The following is a 23,802-nucleotide window of genomic DNA, read 5'->3' as shown; positions in this document are numbered from 1 at the left end:
CCCGACACCACTGGTTATGCGGAAACGCTCACCGCCTGCGGTGTTCGTGACGGGCGGGGCGTTCGGCGAGATGCGGTCTCGCTTCGGGGCAGACTTCGGCCCTCGAGCTGGCTGCGGTCAGTCGGGGCGGCCGGGCAGGGGGACTTACTCCCGCATGAGTTGGTTGAGGCGGTCCCAGGCTGGAGAGGTGGCGCCGGGTTGGGATTGGGCGGCCAGGTCGGCGATGGTCGGGTTTTGGATGGAGCGGCGTTCGGAGTTGGTGGGGTGGGTGGCGAACCAGGTTCGGGTGCGTTCGGCCAGGGCGGGGAGGCGGGGGTCGGTGGGGGACCAGTTGTAGGCGGCGTCGTAGTCGAGGTAGAGGGCGCGGACTTCGGGATGGGTTATGAGTTCGCGTTTTTCCGCGAGCCAGCTGGCGGCGTCTTCGGGGGAGGCTGTTTGCATGAGGATCCAGCCGTCGCGCTCCAGTTGGATGCGGTGTTCGCTGATGCCGAGTTCGCGCAGGTCGTCGAGGTAGTCGCCGACGTCGGGGGAGACGAATAGGCGGTCGCCGCCGCGGAGTTGGGCGAGGTGTTCGCGGGTGCGCCGCAGCTGCGCTATGCGGTCTTCGAGGTTGTGGTCGATTTCGGCGATGGCCGTTGTGAGCGCGTCCGGGTCGGCGTCGAGGAGACCTTTGATGCGGGCCAGTGGCACGCCCGCCTCGGCGAGGGTTCTGATCTTGACGAGGTCGATGGCGTGCTGGGCGGTGTAGCGCCGGTAGCCGGACGAGTCGCGGTCGGGCTCGGCGAGCAGACCGCGCTCATGATAGTGGCGGATGGCCTTCGTGGTCACTCCGGCGTAGTCCGCGAGTCGGCCGATCGTGATCATGCTGGATATCCTTCCACCCGCGGTCGGCTCATTCCGAATGGTTCCGTCGGGTCAGGCGACCGCCGCCATTGCGGAAGCGCGCTCGGCCGTCGCGGATGTCGTGGTAGGAGACGAGCAGCAGGCGCAGGTATCCGTCGAACATCTCCAGTGGGTATCCGGCGGGTGCGAAGAGGCCGGGGCGGATCGGCACGTAGCGCTGCGGTGGGGCGGCGGTCGTACCGCCAGCGAATTCGGTGAAGATGTGCGCCTGCGATTCGTCCGCGGGTTCGTAGGTCATCCGTTCCTCGAGCTGGCCGTCGACAATGCTGACGTCGATGCGGAGCTGGTTGGAGCGGTAGGTACCCACATAGCGGGTGAGGTCGACGTCAGGCTCCAATTCGGTTATCAGAGTGGGGATCTGGATGCCGAGGTGTTCGCGCAGCAGCCACTGCAGGATCTGGTCCTGCAGCATGATCGCCCCGGAGGTATTGCCGAAGGCGGTGAAGACCAGGTCGTGTTCGGGTATGACACACAGGATGGACACACCGCCCGGCGATGCGCCCGACATGGCGAGGACGGTGGTGTCGCCGAACGGATACCGCACCCAGCCCAGGCCCATCGGGGGGACGTTCGGGGTGGCCATATCGTGGGAGACCTGTTGCATCAGTGTGGTCGACTCGCTCGACAGGACGCGCGTGCCGGATGGCGAAACGCCGCCCGCGAGGTGGGTGCGCCCGAAGGCGAGCAGGTCGGCGACGGTGCCGATCGGTGTGCCGCCCGCTGGCCCCCAGGTGTCGGGCAGCATGAACATGCGAGTTGGCCTGGCCGCCATGGTTTCCGGGTCCGGGAAGTGGCCGATTGCGGTGCTGCGCAGGATGGCCTGCTCGGCCGAGGTGCTGGAGTTCTGCATGCCGACGGGTGTGTAGATATCGCGCTCCAGCAGGTCGGGGAAGGACAGGCCGGTCACCACTTCGAGCAGCCGGCCCGCAACGATCATGCCGCCATTGGAGTAGCTGAGCTGCTCTCCGGGTTCGAACAGGGTGCCCCAGCTGCTCGCGAGTCCATTGACGTAGGTCCGCAGTGCGTCGCGGCCCTTGGCATCGGGGAAGAACAGATCCGCATCGATGCCATTGGTGTGCGAGATCAGGTGCCGCACCCGGATCTTGTCCGTCGCGCCCGGCACGGTCAGGGCGAATTCGGGCAGGTACGTCACTACCGGAGTGTCGAGGTCCAACAGTCCACGCTCGACTTGCCGGAGGACCAATGTGGTGGTCAGGACCTTGGTCACCGAGCCGAACAGGAATCCGGTGTCCGTGTGCATCGGTGCGCCGGTGGCAAGGTTCGCGGTGCCGTGCGCGACGATGATCTGCTGGTCGGCGTGGTAGACGCCAGCGACGAATCCGGGGACGTTATTGGACTCGCAGTAGGCGGCGGCCTGCTCGCGGATCCGGGTTTCGACGAGATGCAGTGCGTTGTTCATGCGAACCATCGTCGAAGCTTGCCCCAGGGGCAAGGTCAAGCCCGTTCCGTTTATTCATCAGATACGGCGCCGCGCCGCCATCGGTAGCCGGGTATCCGGGCACGGGCCGGCACGGTGGACGTTGAGCGCCTACCCTGGTGGATGTCGTTGTAGTCCAAGGCATCACGATGCCTGGCCGGAACCGGAGTACCGGATGGACGCAAGAATTATCGGTACCGTGATGCCGGTCCTCGAGGTTTTGCTCACCCCGGGTGAGGGCCTGGTCGCCGAGGCCGGGCAGTTGTCCTGGATGACCGACTCGATCCGGCTGCACACCTCATCTCGGCTGTCGAGTTCGGGCGGACTCCTGGGGGCGGTCAAACGCGCTGCCGCCGGGGCGGGCTGGTACATGACCGAATACACCGCGTCCAAATATCCGGGCCGGGTCGCATTCGCGGCCAAGCTGCCCGGCCAGATCCTGCCCATCGGACTGGAGCCCGGCCGCGAGTACTTGGTGCATCGACACGGATTCCTGTGCGGCACCAGCGATGTGCGCGTCACGCTGAGCTTTCAACGCCGTCTCGGCGCTGGCATCTTCGGCGGTGCCGGATTCACCCTGCAGCGCTTGAGCGGCGCCGGGCAGGCCTGGGTGGAGTTGTCCGGCGAAGTTGTGCAATACACCCTCGCACCCGGTGAAACGCTGCGCGTGCATCCCGGCCACGTCGGAATGTTCGACGCCACTGTCGGATTCGACATCACGCTGCTGCGCGGCATCCGCAATATTCTCTTCGGCGGCGACGGCCTGTTCCTGGCCGCGCTCACCGGCCCTGGACGCGTCTGGCTGCAATCACTGACCATCAGCAACCTCGCGCACGCACTGACCCCATATCTCCCACAGCCCCACGCGAACTGACCCGCTACTGGACTCTGACCTGCCCTCGGCGGCGTGCGCGTTACGGGTTTGCGACCGGGGTCAGGCAGCTGGCCGGGGGGTCGACGAACACGCAGATCGCTGGGCTGCGGGTGGGGCGAAAGTCAGCGGGGAGACCGCCTGCGGCGATGATCTGGGTGTAGGCGCCGACCGCATCGGTCGGGCGGCGTGTGCGGGTCGGGTCGGTGCGCACGTCGACGGTATAGAGGCCGAATCGTGGTGTGTAGCTGCCCCATTCGTAGTTGTCGGTGAGGCTCCAATAGTTGTAGCCGATGACGTTCATGCCGTCGGCCTTCGCGCGCTGGATCCAGTAGATGGTGTCGCGAAGGTGATCGCCGCGGGTGTAGCCGTCGGCTCGGGGCATACCGTTTTCGGTGGCTATACCGTTCTCGACGATGTAGAGCGGTTTGTTCGGAAAGCGGCGCGAATAGTATTGCAGCGCATAGTAGATGCCCTCGGTGCGCACCGGCAGCTCCCAGATGCGCTGTCCGGGCAGCTCCGGCATCGCCGATCCGATGGCCCGGGTGATGGAGCTCAGCAGCGGCTGCACCGGGTCGTAGGCGGAGTAGTAATCGACGCCCACGTAGTCGAGCCGGTCCGCGATGCGATCGATGAACTCGCCGTTGACCTGAGCCTCCGAGCCTGCCACATAGCCGACATTGCTGGTCACCTGGGCGCCGGGCTGGATCCGGTGGATGTAGTCGTAGATGGCGTTGTGGGCCTGCGCGACCCGGTCGAGCATCTCGTCCGCATTCGCGGCGCCCCGGCGGGTCTCTTGCACGATGTAGGCGACCGGCTCGTTCACGGTGACCCACAGTGGATTTCGGGATGCATAGCGGTCGACGACCGTGCGCATATTGGCCAGCCAATCCCCGACCATGCCCGGGTTGCGCCAGCCGCCGCGGTCGGCGGCCCAGCCGGGATAGACCCAGTGGTCCAGCGTGATCATCGGTCGCATCCCGGCCTGCACGATCTTTGCGATCACCGCGTCGTAGAAACCGAACGCGGCGCCATCCCAGGCGCCCGGCGCGGGCTGCACACGAGCCCATTCGATCCCGAGGCGGAACACCTTCACACCCAGCGCGGCCGCCATGTCGATGTCGGAGGCGTATCGGTCGTAGAAGTCGACCGAATCGTGCAGTTCGTCGTCGCCGGAGTTCGCGATGTACCGCGTCCAGTTGCTGTCTGGCGCATGGCCTTCGGACTGGAATCCGGAGGCCGCGACACCCCAGAGGAAATCCGGGTCCAGCACCGGTAGGGCGAGGTTCGACCGGATCGGCGGGACGGCCGAGGATTGCGTGCACAGTAGCAATGTCGACGCGGCGGCGGCGAGCGCGGCCAGAAGGTATCGATGGAGCCGGGATCGCATCGACTCAGGGTAACGCGATCACGGTCGGCGTTGGATGAATCAGGAATGTTGGGCGACAAACTGTTTCGCGTTCCGTCCGGGTCGGTTCCGCGGTACCATCGCGCTGATCTCGACCCGGTACCAGCGATAGCCGCCTGGGCCGAACCGCTACTGGTTTCGGCTGATCGAAAGGTGTTGGGCGGCACCGGGGAATCCGGTGCGGCCATACGTTCGCCCTTCGGGCAGTTCGGTTTTCGTGTTGACGCCTTCGACTGGGCCGTTGTTGTCCTGGTTTCGGACGGCGTTGGATCTGGCCGGGCGCTTCGTGACCGTCACCCGGTATGGAAGACCGGGTGACGGGGGCGATGGTGTTATTCGCGGGAGAGCATGGCGGCGGCTTCGCGTTCGAGGTCGACGTACGGTTCGCCGCTGACGTCGACGGCAACCCGGCGCAGGGTGGCGCCGGTGAATGCCCAGGGCGCGGTGCCGGGGTAGTCGTCGGTGACAGGTTCCCCGCTGTCGCGGCCAGCGGTGAGACCCTCGCCCGCGAGGGTGAACTTGCCGGGCTGGGTTCGGATTCGGCCCTCGCCGACCTTCAGATCCCCGTAGAACAGGCTCAAGGTGCCGCGGGCGGTGCCGGGCGGGTCCTCACCGTCCTTGTCGAAAGAGGCTGCCAGGATTACATTTTCGCCGGTCGGCAGGTCCTCGGTGGCGACGATTCGCTGTGCCTCGCTGCCGAGGAAGTTGTACACGTAGTGCAGCCGGTTGTCCTTGACGTACAGCGAATGGCCCCCGAACCGGCCGCCGTGCGCGAACAGCACCCCGGCCGCACCCGGTCCGGGAATGTCGACGAGTGCACCGATCGAATAGGAGCGGTTGCGGATGTTGACCGCCACCGACTCGGGCACCTCGGCCCCACCCGGCCGGTAGACGTACCGGTTGCGCGGCGCCGCGAGCTGCGGACGCGGGGTGGCCAGCACCTCGACGGCGGACCGGTCATCGAGCGGGAACGCCTGATCGGCACCGGCCTCGTGGAACCACAGCCCGACCAGTTCGGTGAGCCTCCCGGGCTGCTCGGCGGCGAGGTCGCGCAACTCCGACCGGTCGACCTGGGCGTGGTAGAGCTCCCAGGTGTCCTCCGGGAAGTGGCCCCAGCCGCTGACGGCGGGGTGGGTGGTGACGGCCTTCCAGCCGTCGTGCCAGATGCCGCGGGTACCGAGCATCGAATAGAACTGGGTGTGCTTGGCCGTCGGGATGGTGGCCGCGTCGAAGCTGTACCGCATGCTCACGCCCTGCAGCGGGCGCTGGGTGTACCCCTTGACCGTGGCCGGGAGTTCGATCCCGAGGCAGTCCAGCACGGTCGGGACCAGGTCGACGGCATGGTGGTACTGGTCGCGGGTCTCGCCGCGGGCGGCGATCCCGGTAGGCCACGAGATGATGCACGGGTCGCAGGTGCCGCCGTTGAACGAATACCGCTTCCACATCTTGAACGGGGTGTTGAACGCCATCGCCCACCCGTTCGGGTAGTGGTTGTAGGTCCTGGTGCCGCCGAGTTCGTCGAGCATCCGCAGATTCTCGGCCATATCGTCGGCGATGCCGTTGAAGAACTTGTTCTCGTTGACCGAGCCGTTGGGGCCGCCTTCGCCGCTGGCACCGTTGTCGGAAACCAGCATGATGATCGTATTGTCGAGTTGTTCGATGTCCTCGAGGTAGTCCAGTAGCCGGCCGATCTGATCGTCGCAGTGCGACAGGAACCCCGCGTACACCTCCGCCATGCGGGCGAAGAGTCGCTTCTCGTCGCCGGAAAGGGTGTCCCAGGGGCGCGTGTAGTCCAGCGGTGGGAAGGGCTGGCCGTCGGGTCCGGTACGCGTGTCGGGGGTGCCGATCGGATTCAGTGGGGGCAGTTCGGTGTCGTGGGGGACGAGGCCGAGGTCCTTCTGCCGTGCCAAGGTCTGCTCACGCATGGCCTCGTAGCCGTCGTCGAACCGGCCCCGGTAGCGGTCGGCCCATTCGCGGGGCACCTGGTGTGGTGCGTGTGCGCAGCCCGGCGCGTAGTAGAGGAAGACCGGTCGCTCGGGGAGGATTGCTTTGACGTCGTCGATGTACTGGATGGCTTTGTCGGTGATGTCGACACTGAAGTGGTAACCCTGCTCCGGAGTGGCTGTTTGCTGGGTGGGGTGGTTGTCGTGGACGAGGTCGGGATACCACTGATTGGTCTCGGCACCCAGGAAGCCGTAGAAGCGTTCGAAGCCGCGGCCGACGGGCCAATTGTGTTTGGTGGAGGCCAGATTCATCTCGTCCTCGGGGCACAGGTGCCACTTGCCGACCATCGCTGTGCTGAAACCGTGCTCGACCAGAACCTCGGCGAGGGTGGCGCATTCGGGCGGGATGTGCCCGTTCGCACCCGGGAATCCGACCGCCGCTTCGCTGATGCAGGCCATCCCGTTGGTGGTGTGGTTACGCCCGGTCAGCAGGCAGGAGCGGGTCGGTGAGCAGAGGGCAGTGGTGTGCCACTGGCTGTAGCGCAGACCGTTCGCGGCGATCTTGTCGATGTTCGGAGTATCGATCGGCCCGCCGTAACAGCTGAGAGCGCCGAATCCGACGTCGTCGAGGACGATGTACAGCACATTCGGAGAGCGGGGCGGCGCTTTTGGTTGCTCGTACGGACCCCAGTCCGGGACGGAGTCGCGAATGTCGAGGTTGACTACACCCCTGAACGGTTTGGTCATGGTATGTCTCCTCTGTGATGCTCCCCTTTCTCAGCCAAGCACTGGCCGTCGGTGGTTGCCAAGGGGTCGCCAAGAGGATCCGAACAGTGCCGTCGAGGGACATGGAAAAGCGATCAGGAATCGAGAAGCGCTGGCTGCCGGGCAGTAAATAGCGTTACTGCCATGAACATCACCATTGATCAGGCAGCTATCGAATCCGTCATCCTCGAGGTGCCCGACGCCGCGGCCGCCGCGGCTTTCTACACCGCCGCGTTCGGTCTCGGCGACCGGGTGCAGGTGCGCGCTTCCGACACGCCGACCAGCGGCTTTCGCGGCTTCATCCTGTCTCTCGTGGTGTCGCAGCCGACTACCGTCGACAGCCTCATCGGTACCGCTGTCGAGGCGGGTGCGACGACACTGAAGCAGGCCAAGAAGAGCTTCTGGGGCTACGGCGGCGTCGTGCAGGCTCCGGATGGGGCGATTTGGAAGATCGCGACGTCGGCGAAGAAGGACACCGGTCCGGCCACCCGCGAGATCGACGATTTCGTGGTCCTGCTCGGGGTCGACAATGTCAAGGCGACCAAACAGTTCTACGTCGATCGCGGATTGACCGTTGCGAAGAGTTTCGGCAGCAAGTACGTCGAGTTCGATGCGGCGCCGTCTTCGGTCAAGTTGGCGCTGTACGGGCGGCGTGCCGCTGCCAAGGATGCGGGCGTTCCTGCAGAGGGCACCGGATCGCACCGGATCGTCATCGGCGGCGGTATCGGGCCCTGCACCGACCCGGACGGGTTCGCCTGGGAGGTCGCACCGGCCTGAGCCGGTCGGGGAAGGATCTCGCGCGCTTTCTCACTTGGCATCCCAATAGCACTCCACCACCGCTGTTGTGAACGGGAACCGCACCGGTGTCGGCCCGAAGGCGATTCGGCCTGCGTTCTGCGCCGCGGTTGCGATCATTTCGGCGACCGCCGTGGCTTCCTCGGCTGGGCAGTGCACGATTACCTCGTCGTGTTGGAAGAAGACCAGTTCGGCGCGGAGCCCCGCGCGAGCCATCGCATGACGTACACCTGCCAGTAGCAGCAGGGCCCAGTCGGCGGCGCTGCCCTGCACCACGAAATTACGGGTGAAGCGGCCGCGAGCGCGTGTTGCGGAGGTGTTGCCGTACTCGCCGAACTGCTCCTGCTCGTGGGATGGGTCGGGCGATGTGACGGAGACCGGTGGGCAGGTGCGCCCCAGCCAGGTGCGTACCAAGCGGCCCTCCGCACCGGCGCGAGCCGCATCGTCGACGTACGCCATCGCGGCCGGAAAACGTCGGCGGAGTTCGGCCATATGGGTGCGGGCATCGCCGGAGGTCTGGCCGTAAATGGCGCCGAGTAGGGCGATTTTGGCCTGGGCACGGTCGCCGCCGAAGACACTTTCCGCCAGCGCCGCGTACAGGTCTTCGTCGCGACCGGCCACCGCCATCAATCCCGGGTCGCGGGAGATTGCGGCAAGTACTCGCGGTTCCATTTGGTCGGCGTCGGCCACTACCAGACGCCATCCCGGGTCCGCGCGAATCGCCTGGCGGATCACTTTGGGAATCTGCAGGGCGCCGCCACCGTTGGTGGTCCAGCGGCCGGAAACCGTTCCGCCGGGCAGGTATTCGGGACGAAAGCGGCCGTCGTGTACCCACTGCTCGAGCCAGGACCAGCCGTGGGCGGTGTACAAGCGGTACAGCGATTTGTAGGCGAGCAATGGCGCTACCGCGGGGTGATCGATCTGCTGGAGCTCCCATTTTCGGGTGGAGGACAACGAGATTCCGGTGCGGGCGAAGGCTCGGATGATGTCGTTGGGCAGGTCCGGCCGGACCCGCACCCCTGCCCCGAAGGCGCGTGACACTTCGTCGGCCAACTCCGCCATCCGGCGCGGCTCCAGCCCGCCGGGAAAGCGTTCACCCAGTAGCTTGTCCAGCAGTTCGCGATGGACGTCGGCGCGCCAGGGTATTCCGGCTCGGGACATCTCCGTGGCAACCAGCATGCCCGCCGATTCGGCGGCGAGCAGCAGCCGCATGCGTTCCGGATTTTCGGTCTTCGCCGTACGGGCCAGCTGATCCGCGTAGACCTCGAGGAGGGCGTCGAATTCGTCCGTGCCGGGTGGCAGTGGTACCGGGCCGGAATCGAAGAGTGACGGCTGGGTCTCTGCGGCACGTGCGGGCCCGTCCGGCGGGACGGGCAGGTTGTGCAGTCGTGCCCAGGCGGCCGCCAGCGAGTGGGCCTGGCCCGACTGGCCCTGCTCGTGGCCGATCAGCAGGGCCTCCGCGGCCTGCACGTCGTAGCAGCGTTCGACCGGCACGCCGACCGCCAGCAGCGGTCGGTAGATCTCGGCTGTCGATCGCCAGACCCATCGCTCGACCTCGGGGCGTGCGCGCACCGCCTCGGCGAGCGAGGGCTCGCGTAGCACCGGTCCGGCGGGCCGACCGTACTGATCGAGTGGGCACAGCCGGGCACCTCCGTCGCCCGTTTCCGCCACCGCCCATCGCACATTGTCGAGTCTTGCACCGGGGCGACGGCCTTCGACACCCGGGCGGATGCCGTCCACCGAGCCGATATTGACAACGCGGGTGAGGTCGTCCGGCTCAGCGGGCGGCGCGTAGCGGCGGCAGCCGGGCGACGGTCGGGTGGAAGACGCCTTCGACATTTCAGCGGCGCCGAGGCCCCTGCGGATGAGCCACGCGGGCCGACGTTTCGATGTTCCGGATGCACGCGCTGTGCCGGGTGCTTAGGCTCACGAGGCCAATTCTTCGAAACGCCTGGAGTTTTTCTCGATGACGATGCCATCGCCAGCACACAGTCGCGCTCCGCTCACCTCGCCGATCGACACCGATGGACCCCGGGTGTCGTTGTACACCCCGGAGTTCGCGGCGGATCCGCACGCGGTGTATCGGGAGATGCGGCGGCGGTACGGGGCGCTGGTGCCGGTGGATCTGGCGCCGGGGGTGCCCGCGACATTGGTGGTCGGCTACTACACGGCGTTGCGGATTTTCAATGATCCGGACCACTTTCCGGCGGATCCGCGTGCATGGCAGAAGAATGTGCCCGCGGAGTGTCCGGTATTGCCGATGATGCAGTGGCGGCCGAACGCTTTGCGCAATGCCGGTGACGCGCATGCCAGATACCGGCAGGCCAATCTCGCTGGTCTGGAGAAGGTCGATCAGTACGGCCTGCACGATACGGTGGCCGAGCTCGCGGTGCCGCTGATCAATGAGTTCTGTGCTAATGGGTCCGCGGATATGGTGCGCCAGTACGCATTTCCGCTCGCCTTCGCGGTGTTGAATGCCATGCTCGGATGTCCGGCCGAGATCGCGCAGCAGGCGGCGACCGGGATGGCGGCGATCTTCGAGGGTGTCGACGCCGAGCGTGGCAACCAGTTGCTCGCCGGTGCGATGTTGGAGTTGACCCAGCTCAAGCGGGTCGAACCGGGCGACGATATCACCACGCGGATGCTGCGGCATCCGGCCGGGCTGAGCGATAACGAGATGGTGCACCAGTTGGGCACGCTGTACGGCGCGGGCATCGAGCCGCAGCAGAACCTGATCGTCAATACGCTGTTGTTGATCCTGACCGATGAGCGCTTCGGCGGCAGTGTGCTGGGCGGGACCCTATCCACCCGGGACGCGCTCGACGAGGTGTTGTTCAACGATCCGCCGATGGCGAATTTCTGTTTCACATTCCCGCGCCAGCCGATCCTGATCGATGATGTCTGGCTGCCCGCGAATCAGCCGGTCGTCATCAGCATTGCCGCCTGCAATACCGATCCGACGATTGCCGCGAACCAGTACGCGGGCAATCGATCCCATTTGGCCTTTGGCGCCGGACCGCATGTGTGTCCCGCGAATTCCCTGGCATATCTGATCGCTCAGGAAGCCATCGACCAACTGCTCGACGCATTGCCCGAGATCCGCCTCGCAGTGCCGGCGGATGAACTGACCTGGCGGCCGGGCCCATTCCACCGGGCGCTGACCGCACTACCGGCCGTCTTCCCCAAGTCGCCGCCGCTGCCGCTGCCCTCCTAGGACCGGCGGAGCCTCCCCGGCGCGCGCTGTTCGTGCCACGCTCGGCCTATGCGACTGAGTATTTCCCTCGCCGACTTCACCTGGCCGGATTCGCCGGATGCGATCGGACCTCGGGTCGATCGGATCGTGCGCGCCGCCGATCAGGCCGGGCTCGACTCGGTATTCGTCATGGATCACCTGTTCCAGATCGGCCCGAACGGCCCGGCCGAACACGACATGCTCGAGGCCTATGCCGCACTCGGCTATATCGCGGCTCGGACCGAACGAATTCGGTTCGGCGCCTTGGTCACCGCCGTCAGCTACCGGGATCCGGGGCTGCTGGTCAAGAGCGTCACGACCCTTGATGTGCTCTCCGGAGGCCGCGCCTGGCTCGGCATCGGCGCGGCTTGGTATGCCGAGGAAGCCGCGGGGCTCGGCCTGTTCTTTCCGCCGCGATCCGAGCGGTACGAACGACTGGAGGAGACGCTGCGGATCGCGAAGCAGATGTGGGAGGGTTCGGAAAAGCCGTTCCACGGTGGGCATTACACGCTCGAACGACCGCTGAACGTGCCCAATGCGCTGACCCGCCCGCATCCGCCCATCATGATCGGCGGCCAGGGCGAGCGCAAAACGCTGCGCCTGGTCGCGCAGTACGCGGACGCGTGCAATCTCTTCGGTGGATCCGTCGACGCCGTCACGGCCAAACTCGCCGTTCTGCGCGGACATTGCGAGGCGGTCGGCCGACCATACGAGGACATCGAGAAGACCATGGTCGCGTACTACTACCCGGATAAACCGATTGCGGAGCAGGCGGATTCGTTCACCCAGTTCGCCGAGGTCGGCATCCAGCACGTGGTGCTCGGCCGCCAGGGCCCGTTCATGGACGAGGACTTCGAGAAGATCTTCGAATTGACCCTCGCGGTCAGTGACCTCTGACGGCACCGCATAGCGCATCCGCGATTGCCGCCGCGGGCGGTTCACCCGGCGGTTCATGATCCGGCGCAGCACCTTTCGCGACGGGCGGATAACCGTAGTCGCTCGCAACATACTCACTGTGTGGGATGCCCAGCTCCCCTACACCGTCCACCTGCACAGACGCCCTGCCACACAGGCGGCCGAAGACCAGCTTTGCGGTCGGCTCCAGCGCGGTCTTCGGCGCGGCGGGGCGGATTCGTCGGAATCGGTCTAGGTGAACGGTGGGGTGTCCTGTCGACATACTGTGCCGCGCGGGGGCAGCACGCCGCGCACGACGTAGTTGCTTTCGTGGGCATTCGCGCAACTGCTCGGGTTGGATAGTGTGGTGTGTCCGTATCCGGCGACGGTGAGCAGTCGAGCGTTGCCGAGATGGGCGGTCATGGACTGGGCAGCCTGATACGGGGTGGCGGGATCGAAGACGGTGTTGACTGTGAGAATCGGTGTCCTGGACCGGTTCCACGGGCCGGTGTAGCGGTGGGCCGCCTTGCCCGGCCAGGTGGAACACGCCTCGGTCACCCACGCCCAGAAGGGCCCGACCGTCCCGGCCCGCAGGGTGGCGAATTTGGCCAGGGGGCCGTAGAGGTGCGGATCGCGCGGGTTGGGACTCTCGCTGCATATCAGGGCATAGACCTGCTCGATGCCTGAGTAGCTCTGGTCTTGGTCGGAGGCAGCCAGCGACAAGTCGCTCGCAGAGGATGGAAGGACCTCGGTCGGCATCGTCGGGACCGAGACCATCGATGCGATGCTCTGGGGCGTCTGGCCCAGCCAGAGATCCTGCAGCAGCTCGGCCAGCGTCGACCAGTTCGGGGCAGCGTCGAGGGGATGGACCAGTTGCAGGGCCGTGCGAACGGTGGAGGCGGTGACGGCGAAGGTGAACATGCCCTCCGGGTGGATGCGCAGGCGGTCCATCAGTCGCTCGTACTTGACTCGGGTCGCCCAGGGAGTGTCGGCCGCGAAGGGGCAGCCGCTGGGGCCTGCTCGGCTGCACAGGTCGAGGAACTGCGTTAGTGTCTGGGCCGTCCCCAGGTCGGAGCCTTCGCGCAGGAACGTCGGCAGCGCCGGGTCGTCGTCGTACCAGGCCGTGGGATCGACATTGCCGTCCAGCACCATCGCCCGCACTCGGTCGGGGAACAGGTTGGCGTAAGTGGCGCCCAGCAGCGTCCCGTAGGAGGCCCCCAGGTAGGTCAACCGCTGGTCGCCCAAGACTGCGCGCAGCAGATCCAAGTCGTGTGCCGAGTCTGTGGTCGAGACGAACCGCAGCAAGACCGGGTCACGCTGTTCACAACGCCGACCCAGTTCGATGTTGCCTTCGATCCACTGCCGCTCTTCCTCGTGGCCGACGGGAAACCCTTTGGGCATCTGCGCGAACCAGGCTGCGTACTCCGCGGCAGTGGCGAAACATTGGACGGCGGTTGAGCGACCGAACCCGCGCGGGTCCCAGCTGACGATGTCGAACCGTTCCCGCATCTCCTGGGGAAAGAACGGATACTCGATGATGAACAGGTCGATAGCCGGTGCGGGCCCACCGGGGTTGAACAGCAGGCTGCCGATCCGATGCGCCGGGTCGGTTGCTGGGTGCCGGATGACCGCCAGCTCGATCGTGCGCGCTTGCGGATGCTGATAGTCCAACGGTGCGGTCACGGTGGCGCATTCGAAACCGGCGGCGTTGGGGCACGGGGTCCAGACCGGAGTGGGCGTCGCCATGGGTGTCGGGTCCGGTGGCTCGGCAGCGGCGGGTGCAGCACCGCAGGCCAGGACTGCGGCCATCATTATGGAAGTCACCACGCGTCGGGGGAAATGCGGGCGGTTCGACACGGATCCTCGCTATCGTCACGGGGAAAGTGCGTGGCTGTGCTGCAAGGAAATTTCGCTAACCGTAGCCGACCATCGAGCAAATGTCGGGTTACGTCGACCATCGGCGCGGCTGCTCGACACCCGGCGGGAAACGCCGCCACTTATCACAGCGGGTCACATGCCTTTGACGACGAATAGCTATCCGGCCTCGGCGGCCAGTGCGGCCAGCTGCTCGAGGACATCCGCTTCGGGTCTGACGTAGACGGTTTCGGCCGGCGTCGCCTCGATCGCGGTGGCCACCAAGGTTGTACCGAGCAGATCGATGGACAACACCTGTGCGTCGATGCGCTGGAGCGCGTCCAGCAACTGCCGCAGTACCTGGGTGAGGTTGGCATAGGTGTCCACCATGCCGACTACACATTCGTCCGGTGCGGATCGACGGTATCTCGGTGACGGTAGTCGCGAAGCCGAGAACCAGATGACGGGGTTTCCGGTGCGCGTGCTGGGTCGCTGCACGGCAGGAGGTATCTGGATGCGGCACTAGCTGCGAACTGGGCGCACCGAGAGATCTTGGGACGCTCGCGCCACCAAATTGCCATCCGCCGTGCGAATCTCGGTGGTGTGCGTGGTCACCGAATGACCATTTGCACGGATCTGATCGTGGATCTTGTCGACCTGGTCAGCGCGTAGTTCCATGGTCGCGCTGACAGTTCCGCGTCCGGGCGCGAGGAATTCGATGCCGCCGACGATGTTCCAGATGCGGTAGCCGCTGCCCAGCTGACCAGCCGCCATGACCGCATAGAAAGGGTCGGTCATGGCGAACAGGGTGCCGCCGAAGGCGGAGCGGTTGACATTGCAATTCCACGGACGAACCCGGTGGCTGACCCGGATCCTGGTCCAGTCTTCGGCGACACTTTCCACTCGCACGCCCGAGAAGAACAACGGCGGATACAGGCTCATCAGCAGCCGGAACCGCGAGGGGTCCGCCGGCAGTGAGCGGGGTGCGCGCGGATGACCAGCAGCCGTGGAGTCCAGCGGTTTCATGAACGAACCTTCCTCACTTGATGATGTGGGGTCATCGCACTGTGGCGTATGCGGGTGGAGCCGCACCGAGGAACCCCGGCACGCAGGGCACCCGGTTCCACTGGGGTTGTCCGGTTTCGACCGACGGTCGGTCACCCCGTATGGTTTCCGCCGAGTCGGCCGGGCCGACGATTACATGAGCATTTGTTCCGATGATGCCGAATGAGCTCACACCGGCCAGCGGGCCGCTTTGCGTCGCTATCCACGGTTCAGCTTGGTTGCATACCCGAATGTCGGTGCCGTTCAGATCAATTCGCGGATTGAGGGTATCGAAGTGCAGGAGCGGCGGGATCACACGTTCTCGAACGCACATGAGGGCTTTGATGAGGCCCGCGGCCCCCGACGCTGCCTCGAGATGTCCGAAGTTCGTCTTCAGAGATCCGACATGCAATGGCCTACCGCCGTTTCGAGCGGCCAGCGCCGCAACGATAGCGCTCATCTCTATCGGATCACCCAAGGCGGTTCCGGTGCCGTGCGCTTCGATGAAGCCGAGATCCGCTGGGCTGCAGGCGGCATCGGCCAGCGCGGCCTCGATCAACCGACGCTGGGCGTCGGCATTGGGCGCGGTGAATCCGGAGGATCGGCCATCCTGGTTGAGCGCGACTCCGTGAATGACGCCGAGCACTGGGTCATTGTCGCGCCGGGCGTCGGTGAGGCGCTTCAGCACGATCAGAGCGCAGCCCTCACCGCGTACGAAGCCGTTGGCCCGCGCATCGAAGGCCTTGCACAGGCCGTCGGGCGCCAGTGAGCCTGTTCGGCTGATCGTCCGGGTGGAGCCCGGCGCGAGGATCAGATTGACGCCGCCGGCCACCGCGATCTCCGTTTCGCCGCGCCGCAATGACTGCACCGCGTGGGTGATCGCGACCAGTGCGGAGGAGCACGCGGTATCGAAGGCAACGGCGGGCCCGGTGAACCCGAACGTGTAGGCGATTCGGCCGGCCGCGAAGCTGTGCCCGTTGCCGAGCGCCCAGTGCGCGTCGCCGTGCTGCCCGGCCCAGTCGGCGTAGTCCTGACGACCGCTGATCCCGATGAACGTGCCTACCGCTTGCCCGCGCAGCCGATCCGGGTCAGTGCCGCTGTGCTGCAAAGCTTCCCAGGCGACCTCCAGCAGCATCCGATGTTGCGGATCGATGGCCTGCGCGGCGCGCGGGCTGATCCCGAAGAAGTCCGGATCGAAATCTAGTGCGTCGTAGATGAAGCTGCCCCGGGTCGGCAGTTGCGCCCATTCATCTTCGAATGGCCAGCGCCGGTGCATCGGCATGTCGCCGATCAGATCCCGGCCTTCCAGCAGTGCCGCCCAATATCCGTCGAGGTCGCTGATCCCGCCGGCGAGGCGCAACCCGACGCCGATGATCGCGATGGGTCCGACCTCGGATCGTTGATCCAGCTGTGCGCGTAGCTTTTTGATGGTCTCGGTGGCGCGGCGCAGGGCGATGTTGTCCGGTGCGCCCGCACTCGCGGTGGCTATTTCATCCATCCTGTATCTCCTGATGTCACGTTGTTCGCGCGGGTTCGCCGGGCGCGGCGACCAGTTCGCCGTGGAGTGCGATGGCCAGTGCCTCGGCGGTGCCGTGGGTCCATAGCAGCGTCGGCGAGATCCGCAGGGCGAATACGGATTCGAGCCTGTTGCGCATCTCCAGACTCATGAGCGAGTCGAGCCCCATGGCGCGCAATGGCGTTCGCACGTCGACGCCATCCGCGGCCATCCGGAGCACGCCTGCGGCAACTTCGACGATCTTGTCCAGCACGAGCCCGGGCCCTTCGGCGTCCGTCGCATCGGATAAGACGGAGCGGAACTCGCTCATAGCGAGCCCCGGCGCAGCAGCGGTATCGGTGCTGTGCCGCAATGCTTTCCAGCTCGGCTGTGCGGCACAGTCGGGATACGCGTCGAACCACCGGCGCGAATCGAAGGACAGATACCCGATGATCTGGCGGTCCTCGGCAAGGAATCCGCCGAGCGCCGTCCATGCGTCGGTCTCGGTGATGCCGGCCATGCCATGCGCGGCCAACCGCTCACCTCGATTCTGTTGCGCCGCAGCCAAACCGATGTCCGCGAAGGGTCCCCACTGGATGCTCAGTCCGGGTCGGCCGTCGAAGCGGCGCGCCACCGCGAGCGCATCGAGATAGGAGTTCGCTGCGGCGTATGCGGACTGGCCCGGGTTACCGACGAGCGCGGCAGCGGAGGAGAACAGCACGAACAAATCCAGTGGATCGTGCGCGGTCAGTGCATCCAGATGGCGCGCGCCGTCGACCTTCGGTCTTAATACGCGTTCGACCTGTTCGGCGGAGAGTCCGAGCACGGTGGCGTCGTCGAGCACTCCGGCGGCATGGAACACCCCGCGCAGCGGCGGAAGCTCCGTCCGGATCGAATCCAGTGCGGCAGCGAGAGCTTCGTGATCTGAGACGTCGGCACGATAGCTGTGCACCGTCGCGCCGGAGCTCGTTCCAGTCTCGAATTCGCCGATCGGCAGCGTTCCCCCGGGTGCATTGCGCCCGAGCAACGCGACCGCTCCGGCTCCGTGCGCGAGCAGCCAGCTGGCGAGGCTGCGCCCGAGCGCACCGTGGCCGCCGGTGATCAGATATGTCCCGTCCGCCCGGAATCGGCCGTCCGGCATGGGCTCCGGGGCGATCTCGCGCACCGTTTCGGGGCGATTGAGCACGAATTTGCCGATGTGTTCGCCGCGGGCCATGTCCCGCAGCACATCCGCGACATCGGCGAGCACGCGGGTGGTGGTCGGTACCGGTGCGAGGTGACCGTCGAGGACCAACTGCCACGACTCATGCAATGCGGCCGCGAAGCGCTCGGGTCGACGGGTCATCATCCCGGCCAGGTCGACGGCGAGGAACCCGATGCCTTTGGCGAACGCCCGCAAGCCGAGTCGGCGATCGGCGTAGATGTCCTTCTTCCCGACCTCGATGAAACGGCCGTCCTCGGCGAGCACGTCGAGACCGTGATCAATGGCCGCGCCGGACAGCGAATTGAGCACGACATCCACTCCGCGCCCACCGGTCCCGGCCTTTACCTCGTCTGCCCAGGTCAGCGCGCGCGAGTCGAAGACGTGCTCGATACCGTGCGCATTTCGCAGGAACGCGCGGCGCGCTGCGGACCCGGCAGTAGCGAACACCTGCGCGCCGAGATAGCGGGCCACGCTGATGGCCGCCAGGCCCAATCCACCCGCACCGGAATGAATCAGCACAGTATCGCCCGGTCCCACGCGCCCGAGTACGGCCAGCGCATACCAGGCGGTGGTCGTCACGATGGGCAGCGCCGCAGCGGTCTCGGCGGTCATGCCGGAGGGGATCGGCGCGGTGTGATCGGCCCGAACAGTGATGTGCGAGGCAAATGTCCCCAGTCCGCAGGCCACCACCCGATCGCCGACGGCTCGACCGGTCACGCCCGGCCCGATCCGGCGGATCACACCGGCGCATTCGACACCGAAATCCCCGGCTCCCGGTGAGGTATCCGGATAGGTTCCAGCCGCCTTCATCACATCAATGAAATTCACTGCGGCCGACTCGATTTCGACCAGCACCTCACCGTCGCCCGGTGCACGGGGGGTGAGCGGTACGTAGCGCAGCCCGTCCCAGAATCGGTCCGGAGCCGACCGCAGCCGGAAGGGCTGCGGGAGTGGGTGCCACGGGCGCACTACGCTCTCGCTCGGACGTTCACCGCCTTCGAGTCGGCCGATGTAGCGTCGCCCGGCACGCAGCACCACCTGGTCTTCTCCGGTCGCCGCCAGGAGTTCGTCTGCGCAGTCGTCGATCCCGTCGGGCAGGGCGATATCGATGATCTCGGCGGACAGTTCGGGATGCTCACGTCGCAGGACCCGGACGAATCCCCAGAACATGGCGGCACCTGGATCTGGTCGATCCGCAAACTCGGCGGCGCAGGCATTTGCGGTCACCACGACCAGCCGCCGCGGCACGGTTGCGGAACCGACGTGGGCGCGTGCCAGCTCGGCGAGCTGCACAAGTCCTCGACGTTGCGAATCGAGGTCGGCGGTGGGCGCAAGATAGACCACCGTGGTGGTCTGTTCGATGCGGTTGTGCTCGGCGGTGCGCACGGACAGGCCGCGTCGACGAAGGGCTTCCCGCAATGCCTCTTGATGTGTTGCCGCACCGTCCAGGACGAACTGGGTATCCGCCGAGCCGCGCGCAATGACATCCGCCGAGCCCTGCTCAGCGGTGTCCTCGCGCCGCAACACGAAGTGGAACTCTCGATCGAATCGCCGGGCAGCGGTCCGTTCGCCGTCGATGGCGATCAGCTCGAGTCCGCGGATGGCGGCCAACGGCGTCCGCTGCGCATCGAAGAGATGGATGTCCGCCGAATTCGCCGACCTCCGAACGGCGTACACACAGGCCGTGTCGATGTAATCGGCCGGTTCGGCGTACAGCCTGAGCTCTTCGACCGCCGCTGGAACGACCGTTCGCTCCTCGTCGAACAGCACCAGGGCGACCTGCATTGCGCTGTCGAGCACTGCCGCGTGCAGCTCACCTCGGTGCAGCTGTGCCCGTCCCTGTGCACCGAGTGCGATCCGGGCGAGCGCGGTGTCGCGCGAAATCCGGATCTCGCGCACACCTTGGAATTCGGGGCCGTAGTTCAGTCCTCGCCGTCGGCACAGCTCGTAGAAGTCCGCGGAGCCCATGGGATCGTCGCCCGGTGATTCGGCCGGGAAGTTCGGAGAATCTGTGCGCTCCACCACGTGCATCACCCGGCCTCGGGCATGCGGCGTCCACGTCTGCGCTCCGTCGTCGAGCGACCTGATCTCGACGCTCGCACCCGCCGTGACGTCTTCGCGCAGCATCACATCGAGGCGGGTCGGGGTGTCGTTGAGCGTCAAGGCACGGGTGAACCGCAAGTCCCGCAACGCCGCTGGTGCGTGCCCGTATCTGGTACGGCAGACCGCGACCGCCATGGCCATCATCATGGCCGCGGGCAGCACTACGGCGTCGCCGACGCGATGGTCGGCCAGCCACGCCATGGCGTCGAGTGTGATGGGAAGGGTGGCGTGCCATGCCCCGGATTCGACGACACTGGGGTACGCGGGAACTCGCAGCGTAGCTACCGCCGATACACCCGCTTCGCGCGCCGGAAGCCAGAAGGACTGTCGCCGCATCGGATACGGAGGCAGCGGTGTGGCGGCCGGGGCGGCGATATCAGCAAATGGGTGCAGGCCCGAGATGTACGCCCGGGCGCGACTGCGACACATCTCGGTGCGGGGATCGCGGTCCCGGTACAGCGACGACAGCGCGATGGGTGGGTGCGGCCGCGTGGCGGCCAGCTGCTCGCTGACCGGTGTCAGCACCGGATGCGGGCTGATCTCGATCACGTGGGTGACGCCCGAGTCGAACAGCGCTGTCATTGTTTCGGCGAACAGCACTGGGCGACAGAGGTTCTCGATCCAATAGTCACCGCCGAGCTCATCGGGCCCGACGCGGCGCCCAGTGACGGTGGAATGCATCTCGACACTGCCCGCACGCCCTGTCACCGCGGTGAGCGCCGCCGACAGTTCGGGCCGGAGCTGGTTCATCTGCGGGCTGTGCGAGGCGTAGTCCACCTTGACCATCCGGCAGAACACGCCTTCGGCCGTGAGAATCTCGTGCAGCGCTTCGATCGAGTCGGTATCACCGGACAGCACACAGGATCTCGGACCGTTGTCGACTGCCAGTCCAACGGAATTCTCGAAGCCCGCTAGGACCGAGGGGATCTCATCCTTGGAAAGTTCGACCGCAAGCATTCGGCCGGAGCCCGCCAGCGCTCGCAGCGCCGCGCTGCGCCGGGCCACGACGAGCGCACCGTCCTCCAGGCTGATCCCGCCGGCTAGCGTGGCCGCCGCGATTTCGCCCTGACTGTGGCCGACCACCACATCGGGAGCGATGCCCATGCGCCGCCACATGGCGGCGATGCCCAGCGACAGCGCCCACAGCACCGGTTGCACCTGATCGACGCGCTCGAGCCAACCTGGCCCTGCCGCACCGGATATCACCGGTAGCGGGCTCCAGTCCACATGCGGCTCGAGCGCGGCTGCGCATGCCTCGACGGCGGTGGTGAATGCCTGGTCATTCCCATAGAGCGCCGCGCCGACACCGTGCCACTGCGCGCCCTGACCCGGAAAGACGAAGGCCACCCGACCGACGTCGCGAGCGCGGCCGGATAGCACCTCGGGTTGCTCGGCAGCTGGGTCCGCGGCATAACGACGCAGCGCCGCCGACACTTTATCCGGCGCGAAGCCCAGCACGGCGGCGCGCCATGACATCGACGGCGCACGGTGGGCGAGTGTGGCCGCCACTGGATCCAGCTGCTCCGGATCAGCGGTCAGCAGGTCCGCGATGTCATTGCACCGCTGACGTAGCGTTTCGTCGGAGTGCGCCGAGACCGGCACGAAACCGATTCGCGATGGGTACGAATCACGCTCGCTGTCTGCGGATTCCGTGCGCTCGAGGACGGCATGCGCATTAGTGCCACCCCATCCGAAGGAGTTGACGCCGACATAGACCGGCGCATCGGCCGGCAGCTCGACGCGATCACGCGCGACGTGCACATTCAGGTCGTCGAAGGCGATCTCGGGATTGAGTTCACCGGAGTGCAGGCTCGGCGGCACGCTCCCGCGCTCCAGGCACAGCACGCACTTGATCAGACCCGCGAGGCCGGCCGCCGCCTCCAGATGCCCGATATTGGTTTTGATCGAACCGATCAGCAGCGGGCCGCGCTCGGAATTCCTGGGTATTCCGAGGACCTCGCCCAGAGCTTGGGCTTCGATGGGGTCGCCTCTGCCGGTGCCGGTTCCGTGCGCTTCGACGTAGGCCAGTCGGTCGAGGTCCAGCCCGCGCTCCCGGTAGGCCAGGTGCAGAAGCTCTCGCTGGCCGTCGATGCTCGGCGTGACCAGGCTTTCGCCGCCGCCGTCATTGTTCACGACGGTGTTGACGATGATCGCTCGCACCCGGTCGCCGTCGCGTCGTGCGGCCTTCAGCGGCTTGAGATATGCCGCCGCCACGCCCTCGCCGCGAACGAATCCGTCCGCACCCGCACCGAATGCCGCACACCGTCCGGCACCGGACAGCGCCCCGAAATGTGTGAGTCCGATCGAGATATCCGGCGCCAGAATAAGGTTCACGCCGCCGACGAGAGCGGATTCGATATCGCCGGTGCGGATCGCGCGAACCGCCAGATCGAGCGCCACCAGTGCCGAGGAACATCCGGTCTCGACCACGAGGCTGGGTCCGGCCAGGCCGAAAACATACGACACGCGCGAAGCGATCACATCGAGCGCGGTGCCGACCAGGCTGTGCTGGGTGGCGGCGATACCCCGCTGTGCGCGAAGCGTCTCATAGTCGTGCCAGGAGGCGCCGACGTACACCCCGGTCCGGGTGCCGCGCAAAGTGTGTGCGGGCACACCCGCGTCTTCCATTGCACGCCAGGCTGTTTCGAGCATGAGTCGCTGCTGCGGGTCGATATCGACGGCCTCGCGCGGCGAGATGCCGAACAGTGCCGCGTCGAAGCCGTCGATACCGTCGAGAAAGCCGCCGACCGACTGCACCCGTTTGGATCCGTCCAGTGGAGCGGCGGCGTCCCAGCGGTCGGCGGGGACCGTTCTGATCGCGTCACCGCGCGAGATCAGCAGATCCCAGAGCGCGTCGAGATCGTCGGCCCCGGGAAATCGGCCGGCCATGCCGACGATCGCGATGGGCTCGTTCATGGCGTTCCTTCCGGCTGCGGCGAGAATCCGCCGACGATCGCGTCCGCGACCTGCTGTGCATCGGTGATGGGGGCCCAGTGGCCCGAATCGATTTCGGTGAAGGTCAGGTGGTCTGCCGCGCCTTCGATCGCCCGCGTCATGACCGGAATCCCGACATACAGGTCGTGCACCGCGACGATGACGTGCACGTCACGCACAATGAGGCGGCTGTAGGTCGGATCGGCGAGGCGCTGAAACACATTGGCCCGGTACCGGTTCAACGCCGCGATCCCGTCGGCGGGCGGCACATGTGGCGCCGGAGCGCCCTCCCATTGGATGAACGCGTCGAGTGTGGCTCCCGTGATGCCCGTGTTCCACATGGCCTCGGCGACGACAGGTAGGTTCCAGAGTGGGATGTACACCGAACGCGCCGCCTGGTCGAGCACTGCCGGTAGGTCCGCTGGATTCCGCACGGTGCGCGCCAGCCATCGCCCCCACAGATCGAGATTCGGCCCGGACAGAGCGGTGAAGTCGAGGAGCTCGGCGGCGACAGCCGGGGTAGCGGCAGCCTCCCAGCCCTCGCCGGCACCCCAATCCCAGCCCACCAGATGCACTCGGCGGCCGCCGGCGGTAGCGTCGATGACCGCGCCGATATCGGCGGCCAGCACGGGGAGCGCGTAGTTCTCCTGCCGTGCAGGATGATCGCTCTCGCCATTGCCGCGGGTGTCGTAGGTGACCACGTGATAGTTCGGTGCCAGTCGCGCGACGACCTGATCCCAGGCGCGCGAGGTGGACAGATAACCGTGCACGAGGACAACGGTCGATGCCGAATCGGCAGGCGGTCCGTACTCGTGCACGCGCAGCCGAACGTCGCCGGAACTCAGCACCCAACTGTCCGTCGAGGCAGGCATCGGCAGTACCGCTGCGTCCGCCAGTTGCGTTGCATCTGCCAGTGCTA

The 23,802-nt window shown here is 66.3% G+C and carries 15 protein-coding genes; 4 read left to right on the top strand and 11 right to left on the bottom strand.

The genetic code is table 11. The annotated features are described in order from the left end of the window. Window positions 1-144: 144 nt before the first annotated feature. The gene (locus tag ACWEO2_RS18365) at window positions 145-864 is read right to left on the bottom strand and encodes a MerR family transcriptional regulator (RefSeq protein WP_452406398.1); all 720 of its coding nucleotides are present in this window, start codon (window positions 862-864) and stop codon (window positions 145-147) included. Window positions 865-892: 28 nt separating this feature from the next. Continuing rightward, window positions 893-2,323, bottom strand: a complete 1,431-nt coding sequence (locus ACWEO2_RS18360; RefSeq protein WP_452406397.1) for a serine hydrolase domain-containing protein — start codon at window positions 2,321-2,323, stop codon at window positions 893-895. Between the two features lie 193 nt (window positions 2,324-2,516). On the opposite strand from ACWEO2_RS18360, the gene ACWEO2_RS18355 reads away from it, so the two are divergent. Next, a complete protein-coding gene (locus tag ACWEO2_RS18355; protein WP_452406396.1) occupies window positions 2,517-3,215 on the top strand; it encodes an AIM24 family protein in 699 nt (232 codons plus the stop codon). A gap of 40 nt (window positions 3,216-3,255) precedes the next feature. On the opposite strand, the gene ACWEO2_RS18350 is transcribed toward ACWEO2_RS18355, so the two are convergent. Both ACWEO2_RS18350 and ACWEO2_RS18345 read right to left on the bottom strand, forming a co-directional pair. Beyond that, window positions 3,256-4,602, bottom strand: a complete 1,347-nt coding sequence (locus ACWEO2_RS18350) for a family 1 glycosylhydrolase (RefSeq protein WP_452406395.1) — start codon at window positions 4,600-4,602, stop codon at window positions 3,256-3,258. A gap of 350 nt (window positions 4,603-4,952) precedes the next feature. Continuing rightward, a complete protein-coding gene (locus tag ACWEO2_RS18345; RefSeq protein WP_452406394.1) occupies window positions 4,953-7,310 on the bottom strand; it encodes an arylsulfatase in 2,358 nt (785 codons plus the stop codon). 162 nt (window positions 7,311-7,472) lie between these two features. On the opposite strand from ACWEO2_RS18345, the gene ACWEO2_RS18340 reads away from it, so the two are divergent. After that, window positions 7,473-8,105 (top strand): glyoxalase, encoded by a 633-nt coding sequence (locus ACWEO2_RS18340; protein WP_452406393.1) that lies wholly within the window; start codon window positions 7,473-7,475, stop codon window positions 8,103-8,105. A gap of 30 nt (window positions 8,106-8,135) precedes the next feature. Here the strand turns inward: ACWEO2_RS18340 and ACWEO2_RS18335 are convergent, their stop codons facing one another. Continuing rightward, complete coding sequence (locus tag ACWEO2_RS18335) at window positions 8,136-9,806, bottom strand: bifunctional 3'-5' exonuclease/DNA polymerase (protein WP_452406438.1); 1,671 nt, start codon at window positions 9,804-9,806, stop codon at window positions 8,136-8,138. A 283-nt stretch (window positions 9,807-10,089) separates the two neighbouring features. On the opposite strand from ACWEO2_RS18335, the gene ACWEO2_RS18330 reads away from it, so the two are divergent. Beyond that, on the top strand, window positions 10,090-11,337 hold the full coding sequence (locus ACWEO2_RS18330; RefSeq protein WP_452406392.1) for a cytochrome P450: 1,248 nt from the start codon (window positions 10,090-10,092) through the stop codon (window positions 11,335-11,337). Window positions 11,338-11,385: 48 nt separating this feature from the next. Next, window positions 11,386-12,252: an LLM class F420-dependent oxidoreductase gene (locus ACWEO2_RS18325; RefSeq protein ID WP_452406391.1), complete on the top strand. Its 867-nt coding sequence runs from the start codon at window positions 11,386-11,388 to the stop codon at window positions 12,250-12,252. A 249-nt stretch (window positions 12,253-12,501) separates the two neighbouring features. On the opposite strand, the gene ACWEO2_RS18320 is transcribed toward ACWEO2_RS18325, so the two are convergent. The 6 genes from ACWEO2_RS18320 to ACWEO2_RS18295 all read right to left on the bottom strand — a co-directional run bounded on the left by ACWEO2_RS18320 (window position 12,502) and on the right by ACWEO2_RS18295 (window position 23,755). Next, on the bottom strand, window positions 12,502-14,061 hold the full coding sequence (locus ACWEO2_RS18320; protein WP_452406390.1) for an alpha/beta hydrolase: 1,560 nt from the start codon (window positions 14,059-14,061) through the stop codon (window positions 12,502-12,504). Window positions 14,062-14,283: 222 nt separating this feature from the next. Further along, the gene (locus tag ACWEO2_RS18315; protein ID WP_452406389.1) at window positions 14,284-14,493 is read right to left on the bottom strand and encodes a hypothetical protein; all 210 of its coding nucleotides are present in this window, start codon (window positions 14,491-14,493) and stop codon (window positions 14,284-14,286) included. 132 nt (window positions 14,494-14,625) lie between these two features. Then, a complete protein-coding gene (locus tag ACWEO2_RS18310) occupies window positions 14,626-15,129 on the bottom strand; it encodes a PaaI family thioesterase (RefSeq protein WP_452406388.1) in 504 nt (167 codons plus the stop codon). A gap of 31 nt (window positions 15,130-15,160) precedes the next feature. Beyond that, window positions 15,161-16,645, bottom strand: coding sequence for a beta-ketoacyl synthase N-terminal-like domain-containing protein (locus ACWEO2_RS18305; protein ID WP_452406387.1), 1,485 nt, complete (start codon window positions 16,643-16,645; stop codon window positions 15,161-15,163). A 16-nt stretch (window positions 16,646-16,661) separates the two neighbouring features. Beyond that, window positions 16,662-22,865, bottom strand: a complete 6,204-nt coding sequence (locus ACWEO2_RS18300; RefSeq protein WP_452406386.1) for an SDR family NAD(P)-dependent oxidoreductase — start codon at window positions 22,863-22,865, stop codon at window positions 16,662-16,664. Next, window positions 22,862-23,755, bottom strand: coding sequence for an alpha/beta fold hydrolase (locus tag ACWEO2_RS18295; protein WP_452406385.1), 894 nt, complete (start codon window positions 23,753-23,755; stop codon window positions 22,862-22,864). The genes ACWEO2_RS18300 and ACWEO2_RS18295 overlap by 4 nt, the downstream gene beginning before the upstream one ends. Window positions 23,756-23,802: the final 47 nt, after the last annotated feature.

The organism is Nocardia sp. NPDC004278, from assembly GCF_053602975.1.
This window is presented reverse-complemented; position numbering and strand designations above follow the sequence as displayed.

Coding starts and splice junctions, on each gene's coding strand:
- ACWEO2_RS18330 (WP_452406392.1), top strand. CDS start 10,090: ATGACGATGCCATCGCCAGCACACAGTCGCGCTCCGCTCACCTCGCCG.
- ACWEO2_RS18340 (WP_452406393.1), top strand. CDS start 7,473: ATGAACATCACCATTGATCAGGCAGCTATCGAATCCGTCATCCTCGAG.
- ACWEO2_RS18305 (WP_452406387.1), bottom strand. CDS start 16,645: ATGGATGAAATAGCCACCGCGAGTGCGGGCGCACCGGACAACATCGCC.
- ACWEO2_RS18365 (WP_452406398.1), bottom strand. CDS start 864: ATGATCACGATCGGCCGACTCGCGGACTACGCCGGAGTGACCACGAAG.
- ACWEO2_RS18320 (WP_452406390.1), bottom strand. CDS start 14,061: ATGATGGCCGCAGTCCTGGCCTGCGGTGCTGCACCCGCCGCTGCCGAG.
- ACWEO2_RS18350 (WP_452406395.1), bottom strand. CDS start 4,602: ATGCGATCCCGGCTCCATCGATACCTTCTGGCCGCGCTCGCCGCCGCC.
- ACWEO2_RS18345 (WP_452406394.1), bottom strand. CDS start 7,310: ATGACCAAACCGTTCAGGGGTGTAGTCAACCTCGACATTCGCGACTCC.
- ACWEO2_RS18325 (WP_452406391.1), top strand. CDS start 11,386: ATGCGACTGAGTATTTCCCTCGCCGACTTCACCTGGCCGGATTCGCCG.
- ACWEO2_RS18360 (WP_452406397.1), bottom strand. CDS start 2,323: ATGAACAACGCACTGCATCTCGTCGAAACCCGGATCCGCGAGCAGGCC.
- ACWEO2_RS18310 (WP_452406388.1), bottom strand. CDS start 15,129: ATGAAACCGCTGGACTCCACGGCTGCTGGTCATCCGCGCGCACCCCGC.
- ACWEO2_RS18355 (WP_452406396.1), top strand. CDS start 2,517: ATGGACGCAAGAATTATCGGTACCGTGATGCCGGTCCTCGAGGTTTTG.
- ACWEO2_RS18295 (WP_452406385.1), bottom strand. CDS start 23,755: ATGCCTGCCTCGACGGACAGTTGGGTGCTGAGTTCCGGCGACGTTCGG.
- ACWEO2_RS18315 (WP_452406389.1), bottom strand. CDS start 14,493: ATGGTGGACACCTATGCCAACCTCACCCAGGTACTGCGGCAGTTGCTG.
- ACWEO2_RS18300 (WP_452406386.1), bottom strand. CDS start 22,865: ATGAACGAGCCCATCGCGATCGTCGGCATGGCCGGCCGATTTCCCGGG.